Source organism: Flavobacterium sp. ZB4R12 (genome assembly GCF_048276375.1).
Taxonomy (GTDB): domain Bacteria; phylum Bacteroidota; class Bacteroidia; order Flavobacteriales; family Flavobacteriaceae; genus Flavobacterium; species Flavobacterium gawalongense.
Map to the genome: position 1 here is coordinate 142,449 of NZ_JBLNKS010000005.1, position 23,900 is coordinate 166,348.

The 23,900-nt window shown below is 30.7% G+C and carries 20 protein-coding genes; 6 read left to right on the forward strand and 14 right to left on the reverse strand.

The window, feature by feature from the left end:
- Nucleotides 1–4: 4 nt before the first annotated feature.
- The 4 genes from ACNO7W_RS05180 to ACNO7W_RS05195 all read right to left on the reverse strand — a co-directional run bounded on the left by ACNO7W_RS05180 (nucleotide 5) and on the right by ACNO7W_RS05195 (nucleotide 4,341).
- Nucleotides 5–1,258 (reverse strand): TolC family protein, encoded by a 1,254-nt coding sequence (locus tag ACNO7W_RS05180; RefSeq protein WP_417937293.1) that lies wholly within the window; start codon nucleotides 1,256–1,258, stop codon nucleotides 5–7.
- Nucleotides 1,259–1,272: 14 nt separating this feature from the next.
- The gene (locus tag ACNO7W_RS05185; RefSeq protein WP_417937294.1) at nucleotides 1,273–2,322 is read right to left on the reverse strand and encodes a YncE family protein; all 1,050 of its coding nucleotides are present in this window, start codon (nucleotides 2,320–2,322) and stop codon (nucleotides 1,273–1,275) included.
- 80 nt (nucleotides 2,323–2,402) lie between these two features.
- Nucleotides 2,403–3,542 (reverse strand): sensor histidine kinase, encoded by a 1,140-nt coding sequence (locus tag ACNO7W_RS05190; RefSeq protein ID WP_417937295.1) that lies wholly within the window; start codon nucleotides 3,540–3,542, stop codon nucleotides 2,403–2,405.
- Between the two features lie 121 nt (nucleotides 3,543–3,663).
- Nucleotides 3,664–4,341 (reverse strand): response regulator transcription factor, encoded by a 678-nt coding sequence (locus ACNO7W_RS05195; RefSeq protein WP_417937296.1) that lies wholly within the window; start codon nucleotides 4,339–4,341, stop codon nucleotides 3,664–3,666.
- Between the two features lie 228 nt (nucleotides 4,342–4,569).
- Here ACNO7W_RS05195 and ACNO7W_RS05200 point away from each other — a divergent pair, with 228 nt between their 5' ends.
- Nucleotides 4,570–5,229 (forward strand): M15 family metallopeptidase, encoded by a 660-nt coding sequence (locus ACNO7W_RS05200; RefSeq protein ID WP_143387821.1) that lies wholly within the window; start codon nucleotides 4,570–4,572, stop codon nucleotides 5,227–5,229.
- Here ACNO7W_RS05200 and ACNO7W_RS05205 read toward each other — a convergent pair.
- The 8 genes from ACNO7W_RS05205 to tsaD all read right to left on the reverse strand — a co-directional run bounded on the left by ACNO7W_RS05205 (nucleotide 5,226) and on the right by tsaD (nucleotide 12,159).
- Nucleotides 5,226–5,795 carry a hypothetical protein gene (locus ACNO7W_RS05205; RefSeq protein WP_417937297.1) on the reverse strand — a complete coding sequence of 190 codons (570 nt, stop codon included), beginning with the start codon at nucleotides 5,793–5,795 and terminating at the stop codon, nucleotides 5,226–5,228. The two genes, ACNO7W_RS05200 and ACNO7W_RS05205, sit on opposite strands and share 4 nt — an antisense overlap.
- A 2-nt stretch (nucleotides 5,796–5,797) precedes the next feature.
- On the reverse strand, nucleotides 5,798–6,970 hold the full coding sequence (locus ACNO7W_RS05210; RefSeq protein WP_417937298.1) for a THUMP-like domain-containing protein: 1,173 nt from the start codon (nucleotides 6,968–6,970) through the stop codon (nucleotides 5,798–5,800).
- An 11-nt stretch (nucleotides 6,971–6,981) separates the two neighbouring features.
- On the reverse strand, nucleotides 6,982–8,073 hold the full coding sequence (locus ACNO7W_RS05215) for an AI-2E family transporter (protein WP_417937299.1): 1,092 nt from the start codon (nucleotides 8,071–8,073) through the stop codon (nucleotides 6,982–6,984).
- 76 nt (nucleotides 8,074–8,149) lie between these two features.
- Nucleotides 8,150–9,100: a zinc metalloprotease gene (locus ACNO7W_RS05220; RefSeq protein WP_417937300.1), complete on the reverse strand. Its 951-nt coding sequence runs from the start codon at nucleotides 9,098–9,100 to the stop codon at nucleotides 8,150–8,152.
- 151 nt (nucleotides 9,101–9,251) lie between these two features.
- Nucleotides 9,252–9,752 carry a TrmH family RNA methyltransferase gene (locus ACNO7W_RS05225; RefSeq protein ID WP_143387826.1) on the reverse strand — a complete coding sequence of 167 codons (501 nt, stop codon included), beginning with the start codon at nucleotides 9,750–9,752 and terminating at the stop codon, nucleotides 9,252–9,254.
- A 9-nt stretch (nucleotides 9,753–9,761) separates the two neighbouring features.
- Nucleotides 9,762–10,400, reverse strand: coding sequence for a DUF4159 domain-containing protein (locus tag ACNO7W_RS05230; RefSeq protein ID WP_143387827.1), 639 nt, complete (start codon nucleotides 10,398–10,400; stop codon nucleotides 9,762–9,764).
- Nucleotides 10,401–10,425: 25 nt separating this feature from the next.
- Entirely contained in the window at nucleotides 10,426–11,133 is a 708-nt protein-coding gene (locus ACNO7W_RS05235; protein ID WP_417937301.1) for a 16S rRNA (uracil(1498)-N(3))-methyltransferase, read from the reverse strand.
- Between the two features lie 3 nt (nucleotides 11,134–11,136).
- On the reverse strand, nucleotides 11,137–12,159 hold the full coding sequence (gene tsaD / locus ACNO7W_RS05240) for a tRNA (adenosine(37)-N6)-threonylcarbamoyltransferase complex transferase subunit TsaD (RefSeq protein WP_417937302.1): 1,023 nt from the start codon (nucleotides 12,157–12,159) through the stop codon (nucleotides 11,137–11,139).
- 210 nt (nucleotides 12,160–12,369) lie between these two features.
- Here tsaD and ACNO7W_RS05245 point away from each other — a divergent pair, with 210 nt between their 5' ends.
- From ACNO7W_RS05245 to ACNO7W_RS05265, 5 genes are all read left to right on the forward strand, one after another.
- Nucleotides 12,370–16,797: a translocation/assembly module TamB domain-containing protein gene (locus tag ACNO7W_RS05245; RefSeq protein WP_417937303.1), complete on the forward strand. Its 4,428-nt coding sequence runs from the start codon at nucleotides 12,370–12,372 to the stop codon at nucleotides 16,795–16,797.
- Nucleotides 16,798–17,170: 373 nt separating this feature from the next.
- The gene (gene pfkA / locus ACNO7W_RS05250) at nucleotides 17,171–18,157 is read left to right on the forward strand and encodes a 6-phosphofructokinase (protein ID WP_143387830.1); all 987 of its coding nucleotides are present in this window, start codon (nucleotides 17,171–17,173) and stop codon (nucleotides 18,155–18,157) included.
- 66 nt (nucleotides 18,158–18,223) lie between these two features.
- A complete protein-coding gene (gene gap, locus ACNO7W_RS05255; protein WP_143387831.1) occupies nucleotides 18,224–19,228 on the forward strand; it encodes a type I glyceraldehyde-3-phosphate dehydrogenase in 1,005 nt (334 codons plus the stop codon).
- A gap of 135 nt (nucleotides 19,229–19,363) precedes the next feature.
- Nucleotides 19,364–20,215, forward strand: coding sequence for an N-acetylglucosamine kinase (locus ACNO7W_RS05260; RefSeq protein ID WP_417937304.1), 852 nt, complete (start codon nucleotides 19,364–19,366; stop codon nucleotides 20,213–20,215).
- A gap of 5 nt (nucleotides 20,216–20,220) precedes the next feature.
- Nucleotides 20,221–20,595, forward strand: a complete 375-nt coding sequence (locus tag ACNO7W_RS05265) for a methylglyoxal synthase (RefSeq protein ID WP_314897776.1) — start codon at nucleotides 20,221–20,223, stop codon at nucleotides 20,593–20,595.
- On the opposite strand, the gene ACNO7W_RS05270 is transcribed toward ACNO7W_RS05265, so the two are convergent.
- Entirely contained in the window at nucleotides 20,576–20,956 is a 381-nt protein-coding gene (locus ACNO7W_RS05270; protein ID WP_314897777.1) for a RidA family protein, read from the reverse strand. The genes ACNO7W_RS05265 and ACNO7W_RS05270 overlap by 20 nt on opposite strands.
- A gap of 148 nt (nucleotides 20,957–21,104) precedes the next feature.
- A complete protein-coding gene (locus ACNO7W_RS05275; RefSeq protein ID WP_417937305.1) occupies nucleotides 21,105–23,849 on the reverse strand; it encodes a putative LPS assembly protein LptD in 2,745 nt (914 codons plus the stop codon).
- Nucleotides 23,850–23,900: the final 51 nt, after the last annotated feature.

Genomic DNA, 23,900 nt, shown 5'->3' on the forward strand with positions numbered 1-23,900 from the left:
TGAATTATTCATTAAAACTCCAATAATTTATTTCGTTAATGATTTGAAGTTTGTTGCTGTTATTTTGTGAAATATTATTTTTAATGGTGATCAAATTGCCAATTGCAATAACATAATCGGTAATTTGTGCATCACCGGTAAGTAATAATTTTTTATTGGCTTCTATTAATGCTTCGGAAATAATGAGTTGTGATTGTAATTGTTCTTCAATAGCATCAACTTGTTTCAATTTCTGATTTAGGATTAAAATTTGCTGATTATATCGCTTTTTAAAATTGTTTTTGTAAGCCAAACTAGTTGCAATAGCAATATCATTTTTTTGATGTTGTAACGTTTTTTGGTTTCCGTCATAAATCGGAATTGATAATCCTAAACCAACACTAAAGCCAAAGTTTTTGTAAGATTGATAAGCAAAACTCGAATTGTATCCTGCATCACCAAGCAATGCTAATGATGGTTTATACATATTATCAATTAATTTTTTTTGATTTTGAAGTTTCAAACTATCAACTTCAAATTGTTTTAGAAATATAATTTTATCTTCATTTTTAATATTCTTCAATGCAATATCAGGCTTCTTCAAATCAACGAAAGTCGTATCTGTTTCTCCAGATAAATAATTCAGTAAAGCCAAATCATTTTGGTATTGATGTTTTAATTGTAAAAGGATTAATTCCTGTTGCTTCACTGTTGCATTAAAAATTAAGTAATCGGTTTGTTTGTAAATTGAATTTTGAGTTAATTTTTTTAGTATTGTGACCTCATTTTTTAAAAGCGTAGCCATTTTTTGGTTGTAAACTATTTGTTCAGAACTTTCGGAAGCAGTTATATATTGAGAAATAATTAGCTTTTTCAGATCTTTCTGTGCTATTTTTTTATTCAAAACCAAACCATCTTTTAGCAATTTGAAAGTTTCCGATTGTGAATTTATTTGGTTTTTCCCGATTATTTTTTGATTAATACTGATCAAACCCGAAACTGATTGACCATTACTCAATGCTGCATCATAACCAAATCCATTTATGACTGGAGCATAATTTGCATTTAGGTCTCCGGTAATTTGAGGTTTATAGATTGATTTGTTCAATAGACTATCAAGAGCAGCGGATTTTATTTGGTTATTGAAATCGGTAATTAAAGGTGAATTGGTTTGTGCCTTTTCAATAAAATAATGTAGATCTTTTTCCTGCGAAAAGGACTTGATACTTAACAAAACAAAAATGAGGCAAATCTTTAATTTCCTTGAATAAGTTTGCATAAAAAGAATTTTAACTATTTGGCATTATTTTCAACAACCAAAACCACAAAGGAGTTGGGCATAAGACTTGTGCGAGGTTTTGGATTATCTTTTGTTGGTTCAGGTTTTATGCCAAAATCAGCAGTAGGCAAATACAATTGATGCGTGGTTTTGTTCAATGCAATTGTTCTGGCCCCTTTTTGCGTTTTTACAGTTTCAAGAACTGAAAAGGTATTGGCATTTTCTTCTTTTACAACCGTAATTGTTCCCTCACCATTTGAACTAAAAATAAGTTTCTTTTTAGCATCAAAAACAACTCCATCACAACCTCCGCCAATAGGTAAAGTTTTAATAATTTTTCCATTTGAAGCATCAACAACAATCATCAAATTATTACCGCAAACCGAAAATAATCTGTTGGTTTCTAAATCTATTGCCAATCCCGAAGGTTCATCTCCTGGCGCAATACTCCATGTATTTATAACTTCTAATGTTGAAGCATTTATGGTTTTAATTTCATTTTTATCTTCAATATTTACATAAATCAAGCCTTTGGCATTGGTTACCGAAAATTCAGGTTGTCCGCCAAGTGGAATGGTTTTTACAACTTTATTTGTGATAGCATCGATAACCGTTGCATCATTATTTTTAGCATTGTAGGTAAACACTTTTTGAGAAAATTTTTCATATAAAATCGCATCAGGTTTTTGGCCTTCAATAGAAACTTTATCAATTAATTCAAATGTTTTTAAATTGACTACTGAAACCAAATTGTCTTTTCCGTTTGTAATAAATACTTTGTTTAAATCGTTGGCAATCGCAATGCCGTGAACTCCTTTGGTATCAGGAATTGTTGCTATGGTTTTATTGGATTTTAAATCGACAACATTTACAACGCTCCCGTGAGAAACGAATAAATGCTGATTAACTTCATCAACGGCAAGATAATCCCAGCCTTCGTTGCCGGTAATATTTATTTTCTTTGCTAATTTATAAGTTTGACAGTAACTATTTGAAATACAAAAAGTAAGAAAAAGCAATAGGATAGTTCTCTTCATGGTAAGATACTTAAAGTTAGAAACCATTGCTGATTTTTTTACTACTATTAATTTAAGAATTTATAATAGCCAAAGTTGCAAACCGATTTTGAAGAAATATTGAATTTTTAGAAACGGATCTCAAAAATGTGAAGATTATCTTTGAAATTATAAATAACGTTCCATTGGTTGTTATCGGCAATTTTTTTAATTATTGATAGCCCCAAACCATTTCTTTTTGAAGAAGGATTGACTTTAGAAAAACGCTCGAATAATTTATTTGTTTCTAATGATTTTGATATGCCTGTATTAGAAAAAACTAAAGAATTCTTTTCCAATACAACATTTATAATCCCATTTGTAATATTATGATTAATCGTATTTAAGAATAAATTGCTTATCAAGATTTCAGATAAAAACGGATTTGTCCTAATTAATGTCCCAGACTCTAGATTTGTTGTAATACTAATGTTTTTTGCGAATGCTTGTTCTCTAAAAAAGTCTAGTTGATTAGTGATAACCGTATTCAAAATTACATCTTCCAGAATGTTATATTGTTTACTTTCAATCTTGGATAAAAGCAAAAGATTTTTATTTAACCTGTTTAATCTAGTTGCTGTATCATTTAATTTGTCAAGTATTTCAAATTGTTCTTCAGTCACATCTGATCTTTGAAGTAATGTTTCCAGCTTACCTTTAAAAATAGCTATTGGTGTTTGCAATTCGTGTGCAGCATTCTCAATAAATTCTTTTTGACTTTTGTAAATGAGTGTGTTTTTTTCTATCAACTTATTTATCGCGAGGTTTAGTCGATTGAATTCCTCAATATTATTTACAGTTAATTTTGGATCTAAATTTTTATCTATTTCAAATTTCTCAATTTGCTCCAGTGTTTCATAAAATGGTTTCCATAGTGTGAGTGATACTCTTTTTGTAATGATGAATAAACCAATGAGAAGTATAGTTATTGTTAATATAAATAATATAACAACACTTAATATCAAATCTTCCTTTTCTACCAAATTTGTTCGTGCAAAAAAAGTATAGTCTTTTCCATTAATTGTAACAGGGGAAATAAGAACTCTATACGGTTCGTTTTCTACGTCTAAAGTGTCGTAATAATTTTTATAAAAGAATGTATCTTCCTTTAAATTTTTTAGATTTTTGTTGATTTTTACATTTCTATTGAGTTTATTCCAAACCTCAATATCATTTTCTTTTAATTTTGGTATTGAATTTTCAACAAATTCTTTTTTTAAAAGTACCAACCCTTCATCTGCTTCTTCAAGATATAAAAATTGAGTTACAAAATAAAATGACGGTGCAGCCAATAACATGACTATCAACGAAAATGACAAATAGTATTTTAAGGTTTTATGTAATAGTTTTTTAGTCATTATCCCATTTGTAACCAATGCCGTAAACCGATTTTATGTAATCGTTACTTCCAGCATCACTTAGTTTTTTCTTCAAATTTTTAATATGTGCATAAACAAAATCGTGGTTGTCTAACATATCTGCCATATCACCGGAAAGATGTTCCGCTATTGCGCTTTTTGATAAAACTTTATTTTTATTCCCAATTAGAAATAATAACAAATCAATTTCTTTCTTGGTACATTCAATTTTCTTTTCTCCAATTTTTACCGATTTGGCTAGTGTATCAACTTCAATTTCATTGAATTCAATTTTATTATTTCCATTGAATTTTTTTCTTCTTACCAATGCTTGAATTCTTACCAAAAGTTCAGAAAGATGAAAAGGTTTTGTTAAGTAATCATCAGCTCCCAGATTGAAGCCTTCAATTTTAGTCTCCAAAGTTTCCTTTGCAGAAATTATAATAATCCCCTCTGATTTGTTTAGACTTTTCAACTCCTTCAGAATATTAAATCCATCACCGTCAGGAAGCATTAAATCTAATAAAATACAATCATAGTCATACATAGTAATTTTATCTAAAGCAGTTTCAAATTTACTCGCCGTTTCACAATGAATATCATTTGCTTTTAGATAACTTTTTATGCTGGTGGCAATATCGATCTCGTCTTCAATGATTAAAATTTTCATACTGCAAGTTAACAATTCAATTTTGAATGAAAATTGAATTTGGCAGTTTTAATAATTTGCTTTTAAACTTCTGATACTTCACTCAAAAGCCTTAAATCTTCTAGTAAAAGGTTCGAATTTTGTACTTGCATGTTCACAAAAACCGATACTTTAATTAGTATCGGTTTTTCTGTTTTTATATCTATTGTAAATCCTTAATTTATCTTATTTTTATAAAAAATAGTATTTATGACTTGCTACTTCAAATCATTGTTAATCTTTTGTTCTCTTTTTTGGATTGTTTCCTGTAAATCGCAAGCTGCTATTTCTACTATTGAAGAGAAAAACAGTCCAATTATCAATGACACTACTTTTGTAAATTTAAAAGAGTACAGCCAAGATTTTGTGTTTGATATGAAGTATGCAACAATAGATAATTTTCTAAAAGCAAAAGTGTACGATTGCGCGGAATGTTTTTTACGCTTAAAAACCGTTAATGGACTTGTAGAAGCCAATAAAAAATTCATTGAAAAAGGCTATAGGATCAAAATTTTCGATTGTTACCGGCCTTTAGATATTCAAAAAAAAATGTGGGAAATCGTTCCTAACCCAGAGTATGTTGCCAATCCCGCTAAAGGTTCTATTCATAATAGAGGGGGAGCGGTAGACATTACTCTAGTCGACAATAACGGAAAAGAACTGGACATGGGGACTTCTTTTGATTTTTTTGGAATCGAAGCCAGTCATGATTATCCTAATGTTTCGGAACAAGTAAAAGAAAATAGAAAATTATTAAAAACAATAATGATTAGCAGTAATTTCAATTCTTTTGATTCCGAATGGTGGCATTATAATTTAAAATCGGGTTTGAATGATCGGGTTTCTAATGCTAAATGGGATTGTAATTAGTTTTCTACGCAATGCAGGTTGTTAATGAAATACGTTTCAGGTTCATAAACCTCATTGTTTAACTCCGATTTAAATTCTTTTTTAAGAACATAATCTTCAGTATCCGTTAGATATTTAATTCTCATCATGGATACGGGAGAACTTTTTAAATCTTCAAAGCTATCTTTCATAAACATAAATGAACCGGAAATTATTCTATTGTCAAAATCTTTGTCGTCCCGAATCATAGTGCCGCAATTCTCCTGATTTATGTGAAGCAATGTTATTATTTTTCCATTGTTTAACTGTAAAAATAATTTTGAATTTTTATCAAAGCAATTCGCTTTCATAAATCCTTTGCTTTTTTGAATCAATTGTACATTCAATGTTGGCAAACCATCTGTTAATGCTAAGGAATAGAAAATATAACTGGAATTCCCAGCAAAATTTTTCTCGGAAATCATGTATTCTTTAGTTGATTTATATGTTCCTATAGAATCGGTTACGTTTACGCTATAATCACATGTTTTTTGGGCAAATAAGTTAAGGCTGAATAAGAATAGTAGACTAGTAATTATAGATTTCATTTTTATTTTATTTTGGTGCAAATTAAAACTATTTTATGATTATTTTCATCAGTTGTAAAAAAACAATATAGATTTCCGCCGTCTTTTATTTTCCATTTTTTTCGAATGCTTTCTACACTATCAGGAAAATTTCGGGTCGTAATATTGGCTTGGGTATTTTCTAAATATGTTTTCATTTCCGTTTTACTGTAAGGAATTGCATTTTGAATTTGAAAAACCCGTCCCGGAAAGGGAATTAAATTTTCGGAAGTATATAAATGGGAATGTTTGTGTAGTTTGTTTAGGTTATAAAATGAACTCACTTCATCAAATCCACCTGATTTCATTATGGCGCTATTGGGCTCGTACAAATATTTTTGAGGGAAACCAAAAACCGGCAATTTAGTCTGGTCGTCCAAAACAAAGTTGAATGTTTCGTTCTTGTCTTTTAAAAGATTTACTGTTTTTATAGTTATATTTCCAGAATAGCCTTTGTATAATTCCCATAATAGTTCTTTAACTTCATTTTCGAGAGCTACGATATGAATCGTTTTAACATTTTGTAATTCCAATAATCCAGCCGAAATATCGAGTAGAGGAGCAGTTTTTATCAGAATAGCATTCGAATTATTGAAATAAAAGTTTAGATTTTCAGGAACATTGGGCAAACAATCTCTGAGCATAAATACCTTTCCTTTCGCATCATTTCTTCTGGAGGGATCAATATAAATCCAGTCCCATTTTGTATTTAAAGAAATCAAAGTTGCTAAACTATCTCCGGCATAGCAAGTAATATTGGGAACATTCAATTGCTCAAAATTGTGTTTTACAATGTTTGATAATTCTGGATTAATTTCGCAATGCACAACCGTTTTTATTTGTTTTGCAAAAAAATAATCGTCAACTCCCAAACCTCCTGTCAAATCAATTAAATTTTCACCCGAAACAATTGAGGCTTTATAGGAAGCCGTTTTTTCGGATGAAGTTTGTTCTATTGAGATTTTACTTGGATAAATGATATTTTTGGCTGTAAACCAATTAGGCAATTTGTCTTTTGCTTTTGTCTTGGCTTCAATTTGGTTCAAAATAGAAATCCAGTCTACATCTGGAAATGGATTTTTTTGAAGTGCTAATTTAGAGATGCTTCTACCAATATTTGCATTGATAAATTGTTGAATTTTGGGATCTAGAATCATTAAATCCAAAATTAAATATCTTTAGTTAATAGTACAATAATTTTGTTCTCCGGGAAGAATTCTTTACCCATTACTTTAATTATGGTATATAAAGGAACTGCTACTATCATTCCTAATATACCAAAAAGAAAACCCGCAATTAAGATGACAAGAAATATTTCCAAAGGATGTGAACTTACACTTTTAGAAAAAATAATAGGTTGAGATAAATTGTTATCAATAATCTGAACAATCCAAAAACCAATTAATACATAGATAGTGGTTGGCAAAATTTCAGATTGAAAATCACTTCCTAGATTACTCATCATTGTCAAAATTGCAGCTAAAATGGATGCTATTAACGGACCAATATAGGGAATGATATTTAAGACCGCACATAAAAAGGCAATAACAAGAGCATTTGGAACTCCAAAAATCACTAAAACAATCAGATATAATAAGAATACCATAAATAATTGAAGTAATAATCCAATGAAATAACGGGACAGTAAGTGGTTTATTTTTTCTAAAGAGTTCAGAATTTGGTCTTCATGACTATCTGGAATTAATTTTTTTGCTCCTAGTATGAATTTTAATTGATCTTTTAGAAAGAAAAAAGTAATAAATAGTACTGCACCTAATCCTATCCCAAAACTACTGATTGTATCAAGGATTGCATTTAAAAAATTAGGGATAATATTGAAATTTATTTTAGAAGTAATGTTTGCTTCCTTTAGTATTTGTGAGGAATCAATATGATGACTTTCTAAGAATACGGAAATTTGATTTATCAACTGGACTATATTATTTTCGATTGCTGATGTGTTAAGAAGCGATAAGTTTTGTCCTTGGGATAAAATCAAAGGAATAAACATCATTATGAAACCGAATATGATTAACATGAAAATAAGCAAAGTTACTATTGTCGCAAAAATGTGATTGAATTTTAATCGTTTTTTGAAAAAGTCTAAAATAGGATTTCCAATTAATGTAAGTATAAAAGATACAACAAGATAAATCAGCACGGATTGAATTTGATAAAAAAAGAACAAAATTAAACCGCTAACAACGATTGTCAATAATGCTCGAAGAATACCATTTGAAAGGGTTTTTGATGTATTCATGTCTTTATTTTAGGTTATAAAGATAAAAAAAACTCGCTAACAAGTAGCGAGTTTTGAATTCTAAAAACTAAAAAAATTATATTCCGAAACTCGCTCTAGCTCCACCTGAAACAAAGATAGCATCCATTCTTGATTTTTGTCCGTTAGAGAACATGTACATTCCTCTATCATCTGTGTAATCCATGTAGTTCATAGTCATTTCTACTGGAGTTCCAGTACAAGTGCTGTAATGAGGATAAGCAGGAACACCATAATTAGCTGTGTTGTGTGTAGGTGTGTCAGTAACTAAATCGCTTCCACAAGTTGCATCACCCCAGATATGACGTAAGTTCATCCAGTGACCCACTTCGTGAGTTGCAGTTCTTCCTAAATTGTAAGGATAGGCACCTGAACCTGATAATCCAAAATATTTTGAGTCAATTACAACTCCATCGGTAGCAGTACTTCCACCAGGAAATTGTGCGTAACCTAAAATTCCTCCACCGATAGTACATGCCCACATGTTTAATTTTGTGGTTGGTGAAGTAGGATCTAAACCTCCTTGTTTTGTTTTTTTCATAGCATCTCTGGTATCCCAAGATGTTTTAGTAGTAGATTTTCTGTTAATTGTTTCTAAAACAAAAGTGATACCCACATTTGCAGCAACTCCTGAGAATAGAGCTGGAACAGTATTGAAATCGGAGTTTGTTGCATTAAAATCTTGATTTAATACATCAATTTGGGATTGTATTTGAGCATCAGAAATATTTTCTGCAGCAGTTTTGTATAATACATTCACTACAACTGGAATTTCAACTTTACCGTTTACTAAACGACCAGTTAACATTGCTTTTTCTGTAAAAGCTTCAATTTGGTTCATTCTTAAAGCTAATGTAGGGTCAGCTTTTAATTGTGCTTCAAGTACTTCTTGAGAAGCACAACCACGTTGCGCAACTGCATTGGTTGCAGGGTCAGTTGATTCTGTTTGGTCATTTTGACATGAGAAAAGCATCAAAAATGCTGTTGCAGTTAAAAGAATTTTTTTCATAATAATTTGGGGGTTTTGTTATAAAATATTGGTTTTTGTTAATAATGTTGCAATTTTATAACAAATTTTTCAATAAAAAAAATTTTATGAAAAAAATAAACAATTAACTATAACGTTGTAGTTGACGGTCTTTAAGAAGTTCTTTTATAAATTACTTTTTATTTGTAAGTTCATACAAGGCGATACTTGTAGCTTGTACGACATTCATGCTACTATTTTTCCCAAACATATTAATATGAACTGTCTGATTTGAGATAGTTAAAATTTCATTAGAAATGCCATTTATTTCGCTTCCTATTGCTAAAGCTATTTTTTTTGAGGGAGGAATATATACTTCTTTAAGTGGTTTACTGGTATTGGTGATTTCTAATGAGATAATTTCGTAATTATTTTCCAGTAAATAAGCAATTATATCTTTGGTATCCTCAATTACTAAATAAGGAATATGTAAATGTGTACTACGAGAGGTTTTGTTTATTTTTTTTAAATTCAATGGAATATTTTTTCCAATAAAAATGATATTTTCAACTCCAAATGCTTCACTAATTCTAAATAGTGAGCCGATATTCTGTTGGAAATAAATATTATCACATACTAATGTAATGGGAAATGTCTTTTTATCAAAAGGGATATCTTTATGTTCTAGTTGCACGGATTCAGATTAATTATTAAAGATATAATGGATAATATTAGCACCCATTTTTAGTGCTTTTTCGCGAACATCAATTGGATCATTATTTACTTCAGGGTCTTCCCAACCATCGCCTAAATCAGATTCGAAAGTGTAAAGAAGCACTAATTTATTTTCTATAAATATTCCAAAAGCTTGCGGCCGTTTGCCATCATGCTCGTGTATTTTTGGTAATCCATTGGGAAAAAGATATGGTTTTTGAAAAATAGCATGATTGGAAGGAATTTCGACTAAATCATTATTTGGAAATATTTTCTTTATTTCCTTTCTAATGTATTGATCCATACCATAATTATCATCAATGTGAAGAAAACCTCCCGCCAGCAAATAATTTCTAAGATTGATTGCATCAGCATCACTAAAAACAACATTTCCGTGACCAGTCATATGAACGAATGGATAGGAAAGTAAATCCGGACTTCCTGGTTCTACAGTTCCGGGTTTGAGTTTTATTTTGGTATTGATATTTGCATTGCAATATTTGATTAAATTAGGTAATGAAGTAGGATTGGCATACCAATCACCGCCACCACTATATTTTAATAAAGCGATTTCCTGCGAAAATGAGGTAACAGAAATTAATAGCAACAAATAATATATTTTTTTCATAACTATAATTCAGAATCATTAATTCTTACTCTTCATTAACAAAAACTACGCTATGGCACGCTACAATTGCTGCAGTTTCTGTTCGCAATCTCGTATTGCCTAAAGACACCGGAATATAATTAGTATCAAGTGCCAATTCGATTTCTTTTTCTGTAAAATCGCCTTCAGGTCCTATTAGTAACGTAATGTTTTTACTTGGCTTTAAAACGGATTTTAATGTTTTTTTATTGGTTTCCTCACAATGAGCAATAAAATTTAAGCCTTCCTGTTTTTGCTTTACAAACTCTTTGAAAGATATCGCTTCATTCAATTTTGGTAGAAACAATTCATTCGATTGCTTCATTGCAGCCAATATAATTTTATCAAATCTTTCGTTATTAATAACTTTTCGTTCGGAACGATCACAAATAATTGGTGTGATTTCATCGATGCCAATTTCAGTGGCTTTTTCCAAAAACCATTCAAAACGATCATTCATTTTAGTAGGAGCAACGGCTAAATGCAAATGAAATTTTGAAGGTGCCGACTTTTCGAAAGAAATGATTTTCACGGTACATTTATTGTCAGAAGCTAAAGTGATTTCAGTTTTGAATAAATACCCTAAACCATTGGTAACATATAAAATATCACTGTCTTTTTTACGTAATACTTTAATAATATGTTTGCTTTCTTCTTTGTCAAAAGAAAAGTTCTCAGTGGTCTCGTTGATCGTTGGATTATAAAATAATTGCATAATTTAGAATTGTATTCTTGCTTTAGAAACTACAGATGAAGTTTCAAAATTTCCAGTTAAAAATTTTTGGTAACCTACAATTCCAATCATTGCAGCATTATCCGTGGTGTACTCAAATTTAGGAACAAATGTTTTCCAGCCATATTTATTTTCGGCTTCCGCCAAAGCGTTTCTTATTCCTGAATTAGCCGAAACTCCTCCGCCAATTGCTATTTGTTTTATTCCTGTTTCCTTTACGGCTAATTTCAACTTATCCATCAGAATCTCAATAATTGTGTATTGAATTGAGGCACAAATATCATTTAGGTTTTCGTCAATAAAATTTGGATTCTCTAATTTTTTCTTTTGAATAAAATATAAAATAGCGGTTTTTAAACCTGAAAAACTAAAATCTAACCCAGGAACTTTTGGTTTTGTAAAAGCAAAAGCTTTAGGATTCCCTAATTGAGCGTATTTATCTATCAAAGGTCCACCAGGATAAGGAAGTCCAAGTATTTTTGCACTTTTGTCAAAAGCTTCTCCTACGGCATCATCAGTGGTTTCTCCTATAATTGTCATATCAAAGAAATCGTTCACTTTCACAATCTGGGTATGCCCGCCACTTATGGTCAACGCCAAAAAGGGAAAGGTAGGCTTTTCAAATCCTTCTTCATGAATAAAATGCGCTAAAATATGGGCATGCATATGATTCACGGCAATCAAAGGGATTTTCAGAGCTAATGCCAATGATTTGGCAAATGAACTTCCTACCAAAAGTGAGCCCATCAATCCCGGGCCTTGGGTAAAAGCAATTGCTGACAACTGTTCTTTTTGTATATTTGCTTTTTGAAGGGCCGCATCAATAACGGGAACTATATTTTGTTGGTGTGCTCGAGAGGCAAGTTCAGGAACTACACCGCCATATTGATTGTGAATCAGTTGATTAGCTACTATGTTTGATAATACTTTGTCCTTTTGTAAAACAGCTGCTGCAGTATCATCGCAAGAACTTTCGATAGCAAGAATAAAAACCTCGGGATTTTGCATAAAAAGGCACAAATTTTGAATTATATTTGACAATCCTATGTAAAAATGTTTTTTACATAAAATGCCAAAATTAAAGAATTTTTATTAAAGCTACTGTTGTTTCCAAAAGCAAAATAAAATTTTATAAAAAAATTAAACAAATAAATAAGTATCAAAAAGTTTAAAAAAATAGTATTTCGTTCTCTACTTGGACTTATCCTACTTTTATTGGTGCTTGGTATAGCACTTTCTACGCCTTATGTTCAAACAAAAATTGCTCAATATTTTGTTCGAAGTATAAATAAAGATTTTGGAACCCATATCGCTATTGATGGAGTTTCGGTATCTGTTTTTGGTGGTGTGAAATTCAAAAAAGTATTGATAAGTGACCATCATAAAGACACTCTTATTTATGCGGATAGAATAAAAACTACAATTTTGGAAGGAAAAAAATTGTTAGATGGTGATTTAATTTTTGATGATTTGGATTTGCATGGATTACTTTTTAATTTGAGAACTTATAAAAATGAAAAAGAATCCAACCTAGACAAATTTATCATTGCCTTTGAAACTGGTAAACCATCAACTAAGAAGTTTTTGCTGAAAGCGAATAAGCTGCAAATTTACGACGGACATTTTATTTTGACAGATGATAATCGGGAAAATCCAAAAGATCTCGATTTTACTAAACTTAACGCTTCTGTAACTGATTTTTTAATATTCGGACCAGATGTGACTACCAACATAAACAAGATGTCATTTTTAGACTTTCGCGGTTTGTATGTAAAAAATTTAAGCTCAAAATTCAGCTATTCCAAAAAAAATATAAAACTGGAAAAGCTTGATTTGTTAACAAAGGAATCAACATTAAATGGGACTGTTGTATTAAATTATAAAATTGAAGATTTCTCTAATTTTACGGATAAAATACAGTTTGATATCAAATTGAATTCGGCTTCCATAGCTTCAAATGATATTCGCTATTTTTATAAAGAATTAGGTAAAAACCAACATTTCTATACTAAGACAAGTATTAAAGGAACTCTTAATGATTTGAAATTTAAAAACTTAGAATTAGTTGATGACAGAAAGACACAAATCAACGGTGATATCAATTTTAAAAATCTGTTTGCCAAAAAGGGTCAAAAATTCTCCATGTATGCTAAGTTTGATAAGTTAACCTCCAGCTACGAGAATTTGATAGTCATATTGCCCAATATTTTAGGAAATAAATTGCCTACCTCTTTAAAAAAATTAGGTAGATTTTCAGCTTCAGGAACTTCAAGTGTTTCAACCACTGCGGTTGAAGCTGATTTTTCTATGATCACCGCATTAGGAAAAGTAACTTCTAACTTAGAAATACAAAATATAGATGTAATTGATAAAGCTTCTTATATAGGTAATGTTGTTTTAGAAAATTTTGATGTCGGCACTTTATTCGAAAGAAAAGAACTTGGCAGGGTAACTTTGAATATTGATGTTGATGGAAAAGGGTTTAAACAAAAATATTTAGACACCGCTATTAAAGGTGACATCAGCAAAATAGATTATAATAATTATACCTACACAAATGTTGTTGTAAATGGTACTTTCAAATTGCCGAATTACAAAGGTCAGGTTTCTATAAATGACCCCAATTTGAGTATGACTTTTGACGGTTTATTAGATTTAAGTAAAAAAGACAGCCGATATGATTTTCATATTAATGTTGAAAATGCAGATTTATCTAAATTAAAGTTAGTAAAAGATTCCGTTTCTGTTTTTAAAGGTGATGTTGTGGTTCAGGCTTCAGGAAATACTATAGAAAATTTTCAGGGAAATGTTTACATCAATAAAACCTCTTATCAAAATGTAAAAGGAACTTATAATTTTGATGATTTTGCCATAAGTTCAACTTTTGATCAAAATAGAATACGAACCATAACCGTAAATTCTCCTGATATTGTTCAGGGTGAGATTGTAGGTAAATATGAATTCAGTCAGTTGAAAAACATGATTACTAATTCTTTGGGAAGTCTTTATACAAATTACAAACCAACTAAGGTAAAAAAAGGGCAGTTTCTTAAATTTGATTTTACTATTTATAATAAAATTATTGAAATATTTTATCCTCAAATTTCTATTGGATCAAATACCATAGTCAAAGGAAGTATAAACTCGGATAATCAAGAATTCAAACTCAATTTTAATTCGCCTAAAATCATTGCATCGGATAATACTTTTGATAATATCAGAATTTCAGTCGATAATAAAAACCCACTTTATAATGCTTATATAGAGCTAGATAGTATAAAAACTAAATATTATAAAGTTCGAGATTTTAGTTTGATAAATGTAACTATGAAAGATACATTATACTTTCGTTCTGAATTTAAAGGAGGTGCGAATGGGGAAGATTATTATAATTTAAATTTATATCATACCATAAATGCAGCCAATAAAAATGTTGTTGGAATTAGTAAATCTGAAGTTAAATTTAAGGATTATTTATGGTTTTTGAATGCAAAAGAGACGCCTGATAATCAAATAGTTTTTGATAAAGCATTTAAAAATTTTAATATTGATAATATCATATTGTCCCATGAAGACCAGGAAATTTCACTGATGGGGGACTTAAAAGATACTTCCTATAAAGATTTAAAACTCAGTTTTAAAGATGTTGATCTAAATAAAATTACACCTGATAACGACAAGTTTGTTTTTAAAGGAAATATAAATGGGGAAGTAAATTATAAGCAAGATAAAAATGTTTACCAGCCAACTTCTTCCATTGTAATTGATCATTTGAATGTAAATAATACGGATTTAGGTATTTTGAATTTTAATATCGAAGGAGACGAAAACTTCAGAAAATTTACAATAAATTCCAATATCGAAAATGAAAATTTAGAATCTTTTAATGCCAATGGAAGTTTTGAAATCGTAAATAAGGAAACAATTCTGGATTTAAAACTAAAATTCGAAAAATTCAATTTGGGAACATTGAGCTCACTGGGTGGTGAAGTTTTATCGAATATTAGAGGATCAGTATCAGGGAATTCGGTTATTCAAGGAAACCTTAAAAAGCCTGAAATTAATGGACGTCTTTTTGTTGATAATGCAGGAGTGACTGTTCCATATTTGAATGTGGATTATGAATTGAAAGACAAAACAATCATTGATTTGGCCGATGAAAAGTTTTTGTTTAGAAATAATATATTAACAGATACAAAATACGGAACCAAAGGAACTTTGAATGGAAGTGTCGAACATAATAATTTTTCTGATTGGAAATTAGATTTAACTATTAATTCGAAAAGACTTTTAGCTTTAGATACAAAAGACAGTGACGATGCCGCTTATTATGGTACCGCTTTTATTGATGGTACCGCAACGATAAAAGGGCCGACAAATTCTTTATTTATTAAAGTTGATGCGAAATCAGAAAAAGGAACTGCTATAAAAATCCCAATTAATAATGCTGAAAGTGTAAGTGATAATAAATTTATTCATTTTGTGACCGTTAAAGAGAAGTATAATATCGAAAAAGGTATTTTTGAGAATACCAGAAATTATAATGGGCTTGAATTAGAGTTTGATTTTGATATTACACCAAATGCTGAAGTGGAAGTTATTTTAGATAGAAATACGGGGCACGGAATGAAAGGGAAAGGTTTCGGATCCTTATTATTTAAGATAAACACATTAGGCAAGTTCAATATGTGGGGCGATTTTCAGGCTTATGAAGGAACCTATAACTTTAAATACGGGGGATTTATTGATAAAAAGTTTGCTGTAAAAAAAGGAGGTTCAATTTCTTGGGAAGGGAATCCTATGAAAGCGCAATTAAACTTGGAGGCTGTCTATAAAACTACTGCAAATCCTGCGGTATTATTAGAAAATTCTTCCTTTAACACTAAAGTTCCTGTTGAAGTAATTATAGGTCTTCGTGGCGATTTAACAAGTCCTGAGCCTGATTTTAACATAGAATTTCCAACGGTTAGTAATGTTTTGAAATCAGAAATTCAATACAAGTTAAATGATAAGGATGTTAGGCAAACCCAGGCATTGTATTTATTGTCATCTGGTGGCTTTTTAAGTCCTGAAGGAGTAAATCAATCTGATTTTTCGGCAAGTTTATTTGAAACGGCAACAAGCTTATTAGGGGGGATAATTCAAACGGATAATGAAAAATTCAAAGTAGGGATCAATTTTGTTTCTGCAGATAAAAGAATAGGAAGAGAAACTGACGGAAGATTTGTGGCGACTATTTCATCAAAAATTAATGAAAGGATTACAATTAATGGTAAAGTTGGGGTTCCTTTTGGAGGAATAAATGAATCCGCAATTGTAGGCAATTTAGAGGTGCTTTATAGAGTTAATGAAGATGGAACCATGAATTTACGTCTTTTTAATAAAGAAAACGATATTAATTACATCGGTCAGGGAATAGGATATACGCAAGGTTTAGGGGTTTCTTATGAAGTAGATTTTGATACTTTTAAAGAACTGGTAAATAAAATATTTAAAAAACATAAACTCGAAATTCAGACTGAATCAGCAGCAGAAGATCAAGATTCTAATTTATCTCCGGATTATATTAATTTTTTGAAATCTAAAAAAACAACTAAAAAAAAACAAAAAGCAAATCAGGAAGCTGTAATTCCTAAAGAGGATTAATACTTTTTGTCTAATGTTTTAAATGCCTGAATTATAAAGAAGATATATAAGAGCTACTTTATAAATACTTATATAATTATTTCGTAATTTTCTTGAATAAATTATGATAACGCTTTAACTAAAATATATTATTACTGATAGTTATAGCTACCTAAAACTAATCCCGATTTTGGGGATAAAAATCTTATTAATTGTTAATTATCAAATAATAATTGATTTTTTTTTAATTTTGTTAAATAAAATAGGTTTTATTTTGGTTTTTTAAAAACTTATTAACGAAAACGTTTGAATTTAGGGCGCTTTACTAATTTATAAAAAATGCAGCTTTAAAAGTGCTGAATGTTTGCTAATTTTACACTTTAATACTTAAATAATGCCAAAAACAATAAAAAAGGTTGGTGTTCTAACCTCGGGTGGAGATTCACCAGGAATGAATGCAGCAATACGCTCAGTTGTTCGAACATGTGCTTATCATAATATAGAATGCATAGGAATATACAGAGGATATCAAGGAATGATTGAAGGTGACTTCAAAGAAATGGGACCTCGTAGTGTAAACAACATTGTAAATAAAGGAGGGACGATTTTAAAATCGGCTCGTTCTACAGAATTCAGAACCCCTGAAGGCAGAAAGAGAGCACATGAACATCTTGTAAAAGCTGGGATTGATGCCTTAGTTGTAATAGGAGGTGACGGAACCTTTACAGGAGGTTTGATATTTAATAATGAATTTGACTTTCCAGTTATGGGAATTCCGGGTACTATTGATAATGATATTTTTGGTACAAGCCATACTTTGGGATATGATACCGCATTAAATACTGTAGTAGATGTAATTGATAAAATTAGGGATACTGCAAGTTCTCATAACCGTTTATTCTTTGTAGAGGTAATGGGAAGAGATGCCGGTCATATTGCTTTGAATGCAGGAATTGGAGCTGGAGCAGAGGAAATTCTAATCCCAGAAGAAGATTTAGGATTGGAAAGATTATTAGAATCATTACAAAAAAGTAAAGCTTCAGGAAAATCATCCAGTATAGTAGTTATCGCAGAAGGTGATAAAATTGGTAAAAACGTATTCGAATTAAAAGATTATGTTGAAGCTAATTTACCGGAGTATGATGTGAGAGTTTCTGTTTTGGGTCATATGCAGCGTGGTGGTTCACCATCATGTTTTGATAGGGTTTTGGCCAGTAGATTAGGAGTGAAAGCTGTAGAATCATTATTGGAAGGGAAATCAAGTTATATGGTTGGTTTACAAAGTGATAAAGTTACCTTGACGCCATTAGAACAAGCTATAAAAGGAAAAACAGAAATTGATAGAGAGTTATTAAGAGTTTCAGATATAATGTCAACATAGAATTGGTTGAAGTTTAAAATTAGACTTTATATAAATAAAATAAATACAAACAAAAATTAAAATAAAATGTCAAAAGTAAAATTAGGAATAAATGGTTTTGGAAGAATTGGAAGAATTGTATTCAGAGAGTCTTTCAACAGAGATAATGTAGAAGTTGTAGCTATCAACGATTTATTAGAAGTGGATCATTTAGCTTACTTATTAAAATATGATTCAGTTCACGGTCGTTTCAATGGAACTGTTGAAGTAAAAGAAGGAAAACTTTATGTAAACGGAAAAAACATCCGTATTACGGCTGAAAGAAATCCTGCAGACTTAAAATGGAATGAAGTAGAGGTTGATGTTGTTGCTGAATGTACAGGTTTCTTTACAACTATTGAAACTGCAAACGAGCACATCAAAGGTGGTGCTAAAAAAGTAATTATTTCGGCTCCTTCTGCTGATGCTCCAATGTTTGTAATGGGAGTAAACCATGATAAAGCTTTGGCAACTGATACAGTTGTTTCAAATGCATCTTGTACTACAAACTGTTTGGCTCCATTAGCTAAAGTTATTAATGATAACTTTGGAATTGTTGAAGCTTTAATGACTACTGTTCACGCAACAACTTCAACTCAAATGACTACTGATGGTCCTTCTAGAAAAGACTGGAGAGGTGGACGTGCTGCTTCATGTAACATCATCCCATCTTCTACAGGTGCCGCTAAAGCAGTAGGGAAAGTTATTCCTTCATTGAACGGAAAATTAACAGGTATGTCAATGCGTGTTCCTACAACTGATGTTTCTGTAGTTGATTTAACTGTAAAAGTTGAAAAAGAAACTACTTACGAGGAAATTATGGCTGTATTGAAAAATGCTTCTGAAACTACAATGAAAGGTATCTTAGGATATACTGAAGATTTAGTTGTTTCTCAGGATTTCGTTTCTGATTCAAGAACATCTATCATTGATGCTAATGCTGGAATTGGATTGAACTCTACTTTCTTCAAAATCATCTCTTGGTATGATAATGAATATGGTTATTCTAGCAAATTAATTGATTTATCTGTACACATTGCAGGTTTAAAATAATTCTTTATATTTACAAATCCCGTTATAGTAATAGTAACGGGATTTTATTTTTTGTTCACTTTTTTTTAATGTAAATTTTATACTGCACACATTTTAAATAAGTATAACATACACAAAACCAAAAAAACCAAAAAAATGAGATTATTAGTTGATAGTGGTTCTACCAAAGCCGATTGGATTGCGATAGACGATGCCGGAAAAGTATTGTTCACAACACAAACATTAGGGTTGAATCCAGAAATTTTAGATGGAGACGAAATTATCGAACGTTTAAATGATCGTTTTGATATTTTACAAAATAAAAAAGAAGCCACCCATTTATTTTTCTATGGTGCTGGTTGTGGAACCGAAAGAATGAAAATTTCACTTTCACAAATTTTTCAAAACTATTTTCCTAACGCAATTATTGTAGTGGAAGAGGATACTTATGCTGCAGTTTATGCTACAACACCTAAAGGTGAAAAAGCTATTGTTAGTATTTTAGGAACCGGATCTAACTGTAGCTATTTTGATGGAAAAGAATTGCACCAAAAAGTACAATCTTTAGGTTATATAGTAATGGATGATTGCAGCGGCAATGTTTTTGGAAAAGAATTAATCAGAAAATATTATTTCAATAAAATGCCAAAAGAATTGGCATTAGAATTTGAAAAAGAGTACGATTTAGATCCGGACTCCGTTAAAAGTAAATTATATAAAGAACCAAATCCAAATGCTTATTTGGCAACATTTGCCAAGTTCTTAATTCAACATAAAGAGACTGAGTTTTGTAGAAAAATAATATTCAAAGGAATGAAATCTTTTGTAAAAAATTATATTAAACAATATGATAATTGCAAAGAGGTTCCAGTTCACTTTGTAGGTTCTATTGCATTTTATTTGAAAGAAGAACTGCAAGAGACTTTTGATAAATATGAATTAAGATTAGGGAACGTATTGAGAAGACCAATTGATGGACTTATTGCGTATCATATAGCTAATAAATAATTTTTATGGAAATTGCAATTATTGCACATGATGGTAAAAAAGCTGACTTGGTTCAATTTTTGGAAAAAAACAAAGCTATTTTACAAGAAGAAAAAATACAGTTGATTGCAACTGGGACAACTGGGGGCAAAGCTGAAAATTCGGGTTTCAAAGTAACGAAAATGCTTTCAGGTCCTTTAGGAGGTGATGCTCAAATTGCAGCCAGAGTTGCGGAAGGTAAAACTCAAATGGTTTTCTTTTTTAAAGATCCATTGTCAAGCCACCCTCATGAAGCTGATATCAATATGCTTATTCGTGTTTGTGACGTACATAATGTGCCATTGGCTACTAATGAGGCAACGGCACAATTACTGTTAAATGCTATAGCATTGCAATCATAGAAATTTCTACATTTACATTTTTTGGCAAACAAGCCACTTGAACCGTTTCACGAGCTGGAGCGGTTTTTTCGTTAAAATAAGAACCATATACAGTATTTATTTTTCCAAAATCATTCATATCCATTATGAATATTGTAGTTTTTACTACGCTTTCAAACGTCATTCCTGCAGCTTCTAAAACTGCTTTCATGTTTTGCATCACTTGTTCGGTTTCGGCTTCAATGGTAGCGGTAACTAATTCTCCAGTTGTTGGGTTTATTGCAATTTGACCAGATGTATAAAGCGTGTTTCCTTTAAGAACAGCCTGATTGTATGGACCAATTGGTGCAGGAGCATTTTCGGTAAAAATTATCTTTTTCATAAAAATGGATGTATTAATTTATTGTTTGAATGGAATAATTATAAAATTATATGTATCAATTTTTTGTTTTAGTCTTCTTAAAATGGTTTCTATTAAATAGAATTAAAATTTTGAATATTTAGTTTATTCAAGACTGGTTAACAGGTGGTTATCTATTTGTGCTACTTCGTTTGTCGAATTTTATATCACTTAATACACCAGATTTTATACCAATGAAGAAACCCCAATTGGCATTTGTACCAAATGGTGTCCAATTGAAATCCATTCTCCAACTTAATAAATCTCTTTCGAAACGAAGTTGGGTGAATGTAACTCCTTTTTGTACAAAATCATAACCTGTTGATACACCTGCTTTCCATTTAGGAGTTATGTCTGCATTAGCAGAAATCATTATGGAATTTCCAATAATTTTTTTCTCTCTGTTGTTGTTTCCATAAGTGAGGGAATAGGCAAAAGTCATATCCCATGGCAGTTTTGAGCTGAAAAATTCTGAAATAACATCTTCACCTTCTCCACTTTCGTCAAATTGACTTTTTCTATTATCGCTTAAATCAGTATTTGTTCCAAATAAATCATCTTCCCGACCACCATTTCTCTCACTTTGAACGTTTTTGTCTTTCTTGGTTTTATCTTTTTCTTTGCTCGAAATAGCATAATTTAAAGTCATATTAGCACTTGTCATTCTAAATAAACTTCCTCCATTATCTATATTGAAAACATTAATTCTGGTGCCTGAATTATCAATAGCATAAGGATCTAAAGTTGCACCAAAATTCACATTCATTTTGTTGGCAAAAAGTTGAGTTCCTCCACTGACTCTAACGGGTGAAAAAGCAAGAGAAGTTACCCCGTCAGCATTAAGATTATAACTCGTTGAAAGATTTAAATTATTAAGCAGCATTATTTTTTTTGGTTCAATCTTAGTACTGTCTTTATCAGTGACTTTAGCTTCAAAAGTATTGCTTAAATCAAAACCTAAATTATTTGAGTTTGATATACCTGGCGCTCCAAAAATTCCACCTTCAAATCGGGAGTATTGTTTTATCATAGTTCCAGTTGCATCTGAGGCATAGGTATCATAATATTTCTCAAAACTTGGAGTGTAACCATACGAAACCGATGGACGCATGACGTGTCGAATAGATTTTATTTTTTTATCGGCTCCAAAATTAAATGTCCCGTATATAGTAGTTCCTAAACTTGATGAAAAAGAGTAGGTTCTAAAAGCATCAAATCCATTTACAGTATTATCGACTACTTTGCTTTGGTCAGCATCATAACTTCTATTAATAGTTTTTGTGTACCAAACTTCTTTATAATTAAAAGAGGAGGAAGCACTAAAATATTTGAATAATTTAAAATTTGTACTTAACGGGATAGTGTGTTCAATACCCGTTTTCGCATCTCTAAACATTTGAGGTTTGAAGAATAAGGAATCGTTGGTTACAATGCTATTTTTACCGCTTAAATTATACTGTAGATTGATATTTTTAAAAAAACCTTTTTTGACACCATCTTTTCCAACAAAAGGATACAAACGATCCACACTTACTTGCAGTGTCGGTAAAGTCATATTGATTTCCTCGGTTTGTGTGTTTTGAGAATGTGTTGCAGTCAATGACATTCTAACCTGTGGAACTGAATTGAATGTTTTGCTGTAAGAGATGGATGAGCTTAATGTATTATTAAGATTTGAACCTATATTCGCCTGATTTATAGATTGCTTAAAATATTTACTGCTTCCAAGATTTACCGAAGCAGAAAAACTTGAGTTTGGATTCGATTTTGAATCTTTGGAATGCGACCATTGTATATTGTAAATTTTCTGTTTTGAATAATCAGGATAGCCTCTCTCACTGGTAATTAAATTTTCAAATCGTACATTCAAATTACCACGATATTTATAGCGTTCCGCATAACTCGATTCAAAACGCATTCCGTAACTACCATTAGTATAATAATCTCCTAAAACAGTTAAATCATAATTATCGCTAAGGGCAAAATAATAACCTCCATTTTGTAAAGAAAAACCTCTTGTATTAGAATCATTATAACTAGGTAAAATCAATCCGGAGACGCTAGTCTCTTTACTCATTGGAAAAAAAGCAAAAGGTAAAGCAACAGGAGTTGGCACATTGGCAATAACCATATAGGTTAAGCCGGTAACTACTTTTTTACCAGGAATAAATTTGACTTTATTGGTTTGGAAATAATATTCTGGATTATCCACATCTTTTGAAGTCGTGAACTTTGCTTTTTTGAGAAAATAGACTGAATCATTTTCTTTTTTAGTAACAGCTGCTTTTATTTTAAATTCTCCTTGATCCGATCTTGAATTCCAAATCAAAGCTTTTTTAGTTTTAAAATTGAAACGAATGGAATCTGGTTCTATGACATTGGTACCTTGTTTGAAATTTGGATATTGTGTGTATGCTCCTGTGGAGTCTTTTATTCGACCAGCATAGACTTCGTTTTTTTCATAGTCCATGACTATAATCCCTGATTTCAATTCAACATCTTGATAATAAAGTTCTGCTTTATCATATAAGGTGATGAGTTTTTTCTTTTGATCAATTTTGGCATAGTTTTCAGCCGTGTATTTTACTTTACCGTCAAGAAATGCTTTTTTAGGTTTTACGGTATCCTTTTTTATCGAATCTGTTTCTTTTTTTAAATCTGTAGTTGATTTTTCAGGATCCCCAGCAACAGTTTTGGTGTTATCTGTTTGTTTTTTAGTAGGTATAGCTGTTGTTTTTTTTGTTATATCTTGTGAATATAATTTAGCGGATCCTATTGTTAGGAAAATTGATAAAAAAACGATATTAAATAAGTTTGTATGCAAAGGTTTAAATGCTATTTTTGTAAAATTATGGCCTGTTTTTTGAGATGTCAAACTTACATATAATTTTTTGTCAAAAATAATCAAATAAAGAATTTATAACCT